The sequence below is a fragment of the Micromonospora sp. MH33 genome, assembly GCF_003013775.1.
GTDB classification, from domain to species: Bacteria; Actinomycetota; Actinomycetes; order Mycobacteriales; family Micromonosporaceae; genus Micromonospora; species Micromonospora fulviviridis.
Map to the genome: position 1 here is coordinate 1 of NZ_MUYZ01000452.1, position 3,654 is coordinate 3,654.

The 3,654-nt window shown below is 75.8% G+C and carries 2 protein-coding genes and 1 pseudogene; 1 reads left to right on the top strand and 2 read right to left on the bottom strand.

The window, feature by feature from the left end:
* A pseudogene (locus tag B0E53_RS34225) lies at nucleotides 1-433 on the bottom strand (hypothetical protein); the annotation flags it as partial.
* A gap of 10 nt (nucleotides 434-443) precedes the next feature.
* Nucleotides 444-1,037: a hypothetical protein gene (locus tag B0E53_RS34230; RefSeq protein ID WP_107079686.1), complete on the bottom strand. Its 594-nt coding sequence runs from the start codon at nucleotides 1,035-1,037 to the stop codon at nucleotides 444-446.
* Between the two features lie 541 nt (nucleotides 1,038-1,578).
* Between B0E53_RS34230 and B0E53_RS34235 the strand changes: the two genes are divergently transcribed.
* A partial coding sequence (locus B0E53_RS34235; protein WP_107079687.1) for a nitrate- and nitrite sensing domain-containing protein occupies nucleotides 1,579-3,654 on the top strand: 2,076 nt, incomplete at its 3' end.

The following is a 3,654-nucleotide window of genomic DNA, read 5'->3' on the forward strand; positions in this document are numbered from 1 at the left end:
GGGCGGCCTCCCAGCGGTCCGGGTCGTGCAGCCGGTCGCCCGCCGTCGGGTCGGCCCGCTCGTCGTCGAACGCGTCGGTCCGGCCCGGGGCTCCGTCGCCCGGCGCGGCGGTGTCCTCGCCGCGCGGGTCCCGCTCGTCCTCGGGTCGCCCGCTGGCCATCGCCGAGGCGTCGGCGGCCTCCGCGTCGCGGAGGTCCCGGGCGTCGTACGCCCGGGTCTCGTCGGGCTCCCCCTCCCGGCGATCGGCGCGCTCGCCGGCTACCGCCGGGTCGTCGAAGGTGCCCCGGTCGTCCAGCGCGTCCTCGGGCACGCCGGCCCGGGCGGCCCGGTCGGCCTCGGGCCCGTCGCCGTCGGCCCGGTCGCCCGGGGGCGGGACCCGCACCGGCGCGGACCGGACGGCCTCGGGATGGTCCTGCTGCTCTTCCTGACGCATGGCGGCCTCCTCAGCGGCTCGTGGCGTCGTGCTCGTGGTCGGGGTGGCGCTGCTCCGGCGGCCGGTGCCCGACCGGGTCCTCGCCGAGCAGGTCGGCGAAGAGGGCCCGGTAGTGCACCAGCGCCTGCCGGAGTTCCTCGGTGCCGGCCTCGCCGCGCTCGTTGCGCAGCCGGATGTCGTGGGCGTCCCGGTAGTGGGTCAGGGTGCGGGCGTGCTCGACGGAGAGGTGGGCGATCTGGTCGGAGAAGTCCCCGGTGGGGTACCCACGCTCGGCGATCAGCCGGCTGACCAGTTCGTCGGCGTCGCCGACGGCTTCGGCCGGCGAGTCGACGAAGCGGACCTGGAGTTCCTCCCAGGCGGCGGCGTAGCGGGCCCGGGACTCCGGGCTGAGCGGGGTCAGCTCCAGCTCGGCGTGGCGGCGTTCCCGCCCCCGGAGCTCCCGCTCGGCGGCGCCGCGGCTGTCCTGCTCGGCGACGGCCCGGTCGTACTCGGGGCCGAAGCGCTGCTTGAGGGCCCGGCGGCGGCTCGCGACCACGGCGACCGCGGCCAGCGCGGCGAGCACGACAACGACGATGACTATGACGACTACCTGCGTGGGCGACATGGCTCCTCCTTCGCCCGCTGGTATTCCCTCCCGCGCGTGATCGCCAATCCCGATCGGCGGCACTTTCCTGCGCGATCGCACCCGGGTGAACTGCCCACGGCACGGCGGGGCACACATCGTTCGGCGCCGTGAGCATCTGACTCGGTGCAGGAAAAGCGTCTGGGTGGGATGAGGAGCAGGTGGCGCACGTGAGGTTCGAGGCGTACGGGACGGCTGGTGAGGAGGTGCACCGGCCGCGTCGCCGCTACGGGGATCGCGGGATCCGCCCATCGAGTTCGAGCCGTCCTAGGTGGTCGGTCGCCACGAGGCCGCCGAGTCCTACCGGGAGTTGGGACTACGTTCGCCGGTCCCACCCGGCGGGGCGTTCCCGTCCAACGGTGTCCACAGCGAACATTCCGGACCGTAGTGAGGGGCGAGACGGCCGGTAGTGCATCCGCTCGGGATTACGTATCCTGCCCAAGGCGCCCGGGCCGGGGCCCGGCGTCGCGGCCCTGCCGGTGCCGGCGCCACCCCTGCGACACCTTCCCCCGGGCGAGGTCTGATGAACACCCGAGACTGGCCGATCCGCGCCAAGCTGACCGCGCTGGTCATCGGTCCGGTGACCGGGCTGCTGGCACTCTGGATCTTCGCCACCACGCTGACCTTCGGGCCGGCCCTCGACCTGCTCGCCGCGCGCACCCTCCTCTATGACCTGGGCCGGCCCGGCGAGAGCGTGGTCGCCGAGCTGCAACGGGAACGCCGGCTCTCGGTCGTCCAGCTCGCCGGCGACACCGCCCTGCCGGCGCTGGCCGAGCAGCGCGCCCGCACCGACCGGGCCATCGCCGAGCTGCGGCGCCGGGTCGGCGGGGAGAAGCTGCGCGACGCCGCCGACGACCAGCTCGACGCCCGGCTCGACCAGCTGGTCTCCGCGCTCGACGCGTTGCCCGCCGGCCGGGGCTTCATCGACAGCCGGAAGGTGGACCGGGCCGGCGCCGTCGGGCTCTACAGCGGGATGATCGGCTCCGCCTTCCAGGCGTTCTCCGGCATGGCCACGCTGCCCGACGTCGAGCTCAACCGGGAGGCGCTGGCGCTCACCGCGCTGGGCCGGTCCCGGGAGCTGCTCGGCCAGGCCGACGCGCTGTTGGCCGGCGCGGTCACCGCCGGCCGGTACGCCGAGGGCGAGCACGAGCAGCTGGTCCGCACCATCGAGAACCAGCGCTTCCTGGCCGAGAACGCGGTGGCCGACCTGCCGGCCGCCGAACGCGCCGGGTACCAGCGGCTCACCGAGGGGGAGGGGTTCGTCCGGCTGCGCGCCCTCCAGGACACCCTGGTCCGCGCCCGCGACCTGCCGGCCGGGCTCGACGTACGGACCTGGGAGGCCAGCTACGCCGCGGTCTCGCAGGGCCTGCGGGACTTCGAGCTGCGTGGCGCCGACACCCTCACCGAGCGGTCCGTGCCGATGGCGGTCCGCATCCTGCTCCGGCTCGCCGCCGCCGGGGTGCTCGGCCTGCTCGCCATCGTGGTCTGCGTACTGGTGGCGCTGCGGGTCGGCCGGTCGCTGGACCGGCGGCTCACCGGGGTCCGCACCGCCGCGCTGGAGATGGCCGAGCACCGGCTGCCGGACGTGGTGGCCCGGCTGCGTCGCGGCGAGGAGGTCGACGTCGCCCGCGAGGCGCCCGAGCTGGACCACGGCGGCGACGAGATCGGCCAGGTGGGCCGGGCCTTCAACGAGGTGCGCCGGACCGCCGTCCAGGCCGCCGTCGACGAGGTCACCCTGCGCCGCGGCCTCAACGAGGTGTTCCTCAACATCGCCCGGCGCAGCCAGGGCCTGGTGCACCGGCAGCTGGCGCTGCTGGACCGGCTGGAGCGGCGGACCGAGGACCCGGACGAGCTGGCCGGGCTGTTCCAGGTCGACCACCTCGCCACCCGGCTCCGGCGGCACGCTGAGGACCTGGTCATCCTGGCCGGCGCGGCCCCCGGGCGGGGCTGGCGCAACCCGGTCGCCGCGGTCGACGTAATGCGCGGCGCGATCTCCGAGGTCGAGTCCTACGACCGGGTCGACGTGGGCGAGGTGCAGCCGGCCGGGGTGCTCGGCCGCGCGGTCGGCGACGTGATCCACCTGCTCGCCGAGCTGATCGAGAACGCCACCGTCTTCTCCCCGCCCGGCACCCGGGTGGACGTCACCGGCCGGACCGTGCCGGGCGGCTACACCATCGAGATCACCGACCGGGGGCTCGGCATGTCGCCGCCGGCCCTGGCCGAGGCGAACCGCAAGCTCTCCCGCGCCCCGGAGTTCGACCCGACCGACAGCGCCCGGCTGGGCCACTTCGTGGTCGCCCGGCTGGCCGCCCGGCACGGCGTCCGGGTCGAGCTGCGGCCGGCCGTCCCCGGGGGGATCACCGCTGTGGTGTTCGTCCCGCCCGACCTGATCACCGACGAGCCGGCCCTCGGCACGACCGCCCCGGACGGACCCACCGGGCTCGACGACCGGCGGATGGCCAAGGTGACCCGGCTGGCCACGGTCCCCCGGACGCGGGCCGCCCGGCCCGGCCGGGACCGGCCCGAGTCGGCGGTGCTGCCGCTGCCTGCCGGTCGTACCTCGGCGGTGGAGACGCCGGCGGACGGCGACGGCCTGCCC

Excerpts from the sequence above, each read along its gene's own strand:
- B0E53_RS34230 (WP_107079686.1), bottom strand. The coding sequence starts at position 1,037 with ATGTCGCCCACGCAGGTAGTCGTCATAGTCATCGTCGTTGTCGTGCTC.